Annotated in this window: 5 protein-coding genes; 3 read left to right on the forward strand and 2 right to left on the reverse strand. The window is 43.7% G+C overall.

The genetic code is table 11. The features are described 5' to 3' along the window. Together ACJ751_RS28830 and ACJ751_RS28835 are read right to left on the reverse strand one after the other, a co-directional pair. Positions 1-1,177, reverse strand: a 1,177-nt coding sequence (locus tag ACJ751_RS28830) for a putative oxidoreductase C-terminal domain-containing protein (RefSeq protein ID WP_407749005.1), incomplete at its 3' end; no start/stop codon positions are given. A 4-nt stretch (positions 1,178-1,181) separates the two neighbouring features. Next, a complete protein-coding gene (locus tag ACJ751_RS28835) occupies positions 1,182-2,627 on the reverse strand; it encodes a Gfo/Idh/MocA family protein (RefSeq protein ID WP_407749006.1) in 1,446 nt (481 codons plus the stop codon). 171 nt (positions 2,628-2,798) lie between these two features. Between ACJ751_RS28835 and ACJ751_RS28840 the strand changes: the two genes are divergently transcribed. The 3 genes from ACJ751_RS28840 to ACJ751_RS28850 all read left to right on the forward strand — a co-directional run bounded on the left by ACJ751_RS28840 (position 2,799) and on the right by ACJ751_RS28850 (position 4,918). Continuing rightward, positions 2,799-3,611, forward strand: coding sequence for a glycosyltransferase family 2 protein (locus ACJ751_RS28840; protein ID WP_407749007.1), 813 nt, complete (start codon positions 2,799-2,801; stop codon positions 3,609-3,611). Between the two features lie 85 nt (positions 3,612-3,696). Beyond that, complete coding sequence (locus ACJ751_RS28845) at positions 3,697-4,395, forward strand: polysaccharide deacetylase family protein (RefSeq protein ID WP_407749008.1); 699 nt, start codon at positions 3,697-3,699, stop codon at positions 4,393-4,395. 142 nt (positions 4,396-4,537) lie between these two features. Next, positions 4,538-4,918: a hypothetical protein gene (locus ACJ751_RS28850; RefSeq protein ID WP_407749009.1), complete on the forward strand. Its 381-nt coding sequence runs from the start codon at positions 4,538-4,540 to the stop codon at positions 4,916-4,918. Positions 4,919-5,064 lie beyond the last annotated feature (146 nt).

Consider the following 5,064-nt stretch of genomic DNA (forward strand, 5'->3'; position numbering starts at 1 on the left):
CGGTTGTTGATTGCACCAGTTCCACCCCCGGGTATTTTGCCTGGATCTTTTTAAACGCTTCGGTAGGATTGACATTTTTATCTACCGGTTCAAGATACAGCACAGGTTTATATTTTTCCGCAGCGCCCTGTTTGATGACCAGCCGCGCTTTGGTACCCTTCATCAGGGCATAGTAATTATCGCCGCCTGCCGGCGCCTGGTAATCCCACAGGGCTGCAGTTTTTGCATGCACGCCTTTGATGGTGTAGTTGATCTCACCATTATAGAGGATCTTTAGCAGCGTATCATTAACAGCGCTGCCTTTTAAATACGCGGGGAAAGCAGCTGCTTTTGTCAGCGTTTTGAATTGATTCAGGCTTAGATCGGTTGTCCAGTGTTTGGCAGAATCAAGCTGAATATCTTTTAAATAATCGATTGTTTGTTCAGGAAAACATTCCCATTGCACCAGGTCAACCAAATGCGTCATTACATCGGCAATGCCCTCCCCCTGCTGCGATGCATCGAAGAACCATTGGGGCCGCGTAAGCACATTGCCCGAAACAAATTTGTAGAAATAATGAATACTGGTTTTTACTACTGCCGGATCGGCCACGGTACCTTTTTCCAGGGTGCCAAAGATCTCCGGGTCCATCGACAGTTCGCGTAGTAATTTGTTGGTGATCTCAAAACGTTCGGTCATGATATCATACAACAACAATTTGTTTTTGTTGGCTGCGTCAAAGGCCTGCTTCAATTGTTCAAACTGGCTGCTGTTAATAGCCATTGGTTTGTCGGCAAAAACATTAAACCCGTTTTGTAAACTTTTTAAAATATAATCGGCTTTCTTCTGGTTGTTCCCCGACAGCACCACCACATTTCCTTTCTTTTCGGCTACCATTTTCTCAAAGAAATCATTTCCGGTATACATTTCTTCTTTCCAATGGGTGGGATTGTCTTTTCTTGCATTATAGCCATTGATCTTATCGAGGTGTAATTGCAGGTCACTGCCCCCCGGGGCGTATACATGCACAACGGAATCTACATCGGCATACATTGTCTTTTGCACAAGCGCCGCATGAAAGTGACCCGGGTCCAGCGTTATCAATTGAATAGATCGCTGCGTTTGTTTTACCTGATCGCCACACGACATCATTATTGAAACTATTAGAAACAGCCGAATGCCAGTTAATCTTTTCATTATATTATACATTAAAATCATAGCCTTTTCTTCTTGGTCTTGACAGCAATGCGGTTGCTTCTTTATCGTTATTTTTAAACGTTTCCGTCTTAGGGTCCCAATAAATTTTTCTTTTCACCTTCATGGCAATGTGATGCAGCAAACAGGCAGAGCATGAACGATGCCCTACTTCAACCGGCGCCACCGGTTCCTTCCGGGATCTTATACAATCCAGCCAGTTGGCATGTTGTTCTGAACTTTCGTACAGGTGAATTTCATTAGGGCCAATCACTGATTGTAAAATTTTCGGATTGCTGGCATCAAGGGGTTTTACGCCATCTTTATCAGCAATAGGATCGCTGTCAGTCACCCGGTAGCTACCACGGGTCACCCAGATCCAGCCGTCCGTACCAATGAACTTTACCCCATTTGGCAACTCATTTGAAACGATCATGTGTACCCCATTGGCATAGAGGGCTTCGGTGCGAAAAATACCATGCACATCCCAGAGTCCTTTATAGTCAGGGTCATCGTTCGGGAATTTTCCACTGCCCCAGATCTCGATGGGTCCGCTGTATTCTGTACCCATGGCCCAATGCGCCGTATCGATGTGATGGGCGCCCCACCCTGTTATCATGCCGGCGCCGAATTGTTCGCAACGCAACCAACCCGGCCGGCTGGTAATGCCTTTCATACTGGCGTCCTGCGCATGCACGCGGTCTTCCGTATAATATACCTCAGGGGTTGAACCCAGCCAGGCATCGTAATTCAGGTTGGCAGGAACAACCATTTTAGCGGGATTGCCTCCACCCGGATCGCCCGGCAATCCGACTTCGATTGTTACCAGTTTGCCAATGCGCCCATTGCGAACCAGCTCACAGGCTTTTTTAAACTGCGGCCAGGGATCAATTGATTTTTGCTGACTGCCCATTTGAAAAATGCGCCCGGTTTGCTTTACCTCATTGCTTAAGATCCTTCCTTCTTCAATAGTTAAGGAGGCCGGCTTTTGCAGATACACATCTTTACCTGCCCGTACGGCATGTACACCCACAATAGCATGTTGGTGATCGGGCAAACTGATATGTACGGCATCGATGTCTTTATTCAACAACAACTCCCGGTAATCATAATATACTTTTATATCCCAATCGCCCGTTTGGCCGCCGTTTTCTTTTACCGCCCTGGTGTAATTATTTTTGACTGCCTGCACGCCCGCATCCGCCCGGGCCTTATCCAGGTCACAAACGGCAATAATTCTGGCGCCGCTATACCGCGCAATGGATGTCATGTCATGGGTAACGGAAATTCTTCCGCAGCCAATAGAAGCCACGTTGATCCGATTGCTGGGTGCATTTTTTCCAAATACCGAGGAGGGAACAATGGAAGGTAAGCTCAAAGTAAGAACGGAGCCCAATGTCGCTTTTGCCGTATCGGTCACAAATCTTTTCCGGCTGATCTTTTTATTATTCATATGGCGATATGAGATTAAATTTTGATCCGTTTGTCGTTAGATTTTAAATGTAAGCATTTTTTGAAACCCTGAAAAAATACTGATTTTAGTCATAGGGGTATTTTTGATTTTAATGTTTTTTTAATGACACCAATGAAAACGCCTGATTTGTAAACATACTTTATTACACCCATGCACTTTCCCGAACCGATTGCTAGCCCCGTAGCTAATAATGTACTATTTAAGAAGGGGGAACCCAAAGTTTGCCCGGCATTTAAAGTAAGTGCCGTCATCATCACTTATAATGAAGAGCAGCAAATTGAAAGAACCCTTTCAAAACTGCACTGGTGCGATGAGATCATTATAGTAGACAGTTACAGCACCGACCGCACGGTTGAAATATGCTACTCAAAACGCTGTAAAGTATTATTCCGACATTTTGATGGTTATGGTTCACAAAAACAATTTGCGGTATCCCAGGCAAAAAACGACTGGATACTATGCGTTGATGCCGACGAGGTACTGACAGATGAACTGGTACAGGAAATTACCAGTCTTACGGAGGCCGATAAACAATACAGCGGGTTTGCCTTCCGGATGAACCTGGTGTTCCTGGGTAAAGAGTTCTTACATGGAAAAGAAAGCGGCCGGTATTTTTTGCGACTGTTTAACCGGCAAAAAGGCGGCATTACTGCCGATAAAGTTCATGAAGGCATACATATCGAAGGCCCGGTTAAAAAATTAAAGCATATAGTCAGGCATTATAGTTATACGAGTATTTATCAATACCTGGATAAATTCAACCGCTATACCCGGTATGCAGCAGAAATGGGAAAAAGAAAAGGCAAGCACAAATCCACGTTCATTATAATACTGGCAGTTCCTTTTAACTTTACAAAATATTACCTGCTGGAGCGAAATTTTTTAAATGGTTTAAAAGGCTTTTACTGGTCTGTATTTTCCACCTTTTATCATTTTGTGAAGTATGCAAAAATAAACGAATGAATAAAGGTAATGGCCCGTTTTTAATCATCAATATCCGATCTCAATGCGTTTTTTTGGTTCCAAAAATGACCCATTACGGGTCCTGATGTATCATAAAATTTCCAGCAATACTTATCGCGACTATTTAACAGTAACAAAGGAGGACCTGGAAGAACAGTTTCTGTTCCTTTCCCAACAGGGCTATACCCCTTTGCTGTTAAGCGACCTGGTAAAACATGTTCGCTCCGGCAATCCACTACCCCGAAAACCAGTTTTAATAACATTCGATGATGGTTACCGGGACAATTATACGACCATGTACCCGGTGCTGAAAAAATATGGCTTAAAAGCAAATATCTTCCTGGTGCCCGCATTTCTTGAGCAGGGAGAAACACCGCAGGACAATTATTTACAACTCAGTGACCTGCATTCAATGGACCCCAACCTGATTGAATATGGATTGCATTCCTATGATCATAAGAGCTATAAACAGCTTACACTGGAAGAAATTGAGCAGGATATAAATAAATGCCGGCAATATCTGCAGGAAAGAAAGATAGCCTACCAGGATTGCCTGGCCTACCCTTATGGCGCATTTCCCAAACGGCACCCGGTTAAGCGCCGTCAATTTTTGAACACACTATCGGGCAACGGCATCATACTTGCTTTTCGGATAGGCAACCGCCTGAACGCCCTTCCCCTGCGCCGGTCATTGGTGATACAAAGACTCGACATCAGGGGTGACGAACCCTTTGAGCTATTTAAAAGAAAATTACAGAAAGGCAAAAAGCTAATGCCTTTTTAGCCCGGGAATGCGGTCTGATTTTCAGGCGAAGTCGTGATCGTGGGTAACAGTGATATTAAAATGTTAAATACCCATCGTTTACCAGGTTGTTAAACTTTTCTAGAGCCTTTTTGTTGATTGTTATTTTAGATACCTTCAACACGTGAAAGAGAAAGTGGCCATATTTCTGTTAGTGATTTACCTGTTCGGTTCAACCGACGCGTATCAGCTGTTGAAATTACCGATGCTGGTAGGGCATTATGTGAAGCATAAAAGAGAAAGCCCCTATATGACGGTAGGCTCGTTCATTAAGATGCATTACATTGATCCCCAACCTTTCGATAACGACTACAAGCAGGACATGCAGTTGCCATTCAAAACCGTTTTAAATGTTTACGGTAGAAATTTGCCCACGGATTTAACAATTTTGCCAAAGATCATTTTCAGGCCCCCGGCTGGCGATCCGGGTTTACAACCTGTTTTGAATGATAATATCCCGCCATCTTTACTTGCCTGTTCCATCTTTCAACCTCCCAAAGCATAGCTGCCTGTATTGAGATCAGATCTAAGCAAACCACATCTGCAAATAATGTAATGCTGTAAGGAAGCCTTTTAAAACCGGCTTTCGTATACAGTCTGTAAAGTATTGTAAAAAATATCCAATGAAGCTTTTATTCCTGTTATTACTGA

The organism is Niastella sp., assembly GCF_045805085.1.
Classification (GTDB): domain Bacteria; phylum Bacteroidota; class Bacteroidia; order Chitinophagales; family Chitinophagaceae; genus Niastella.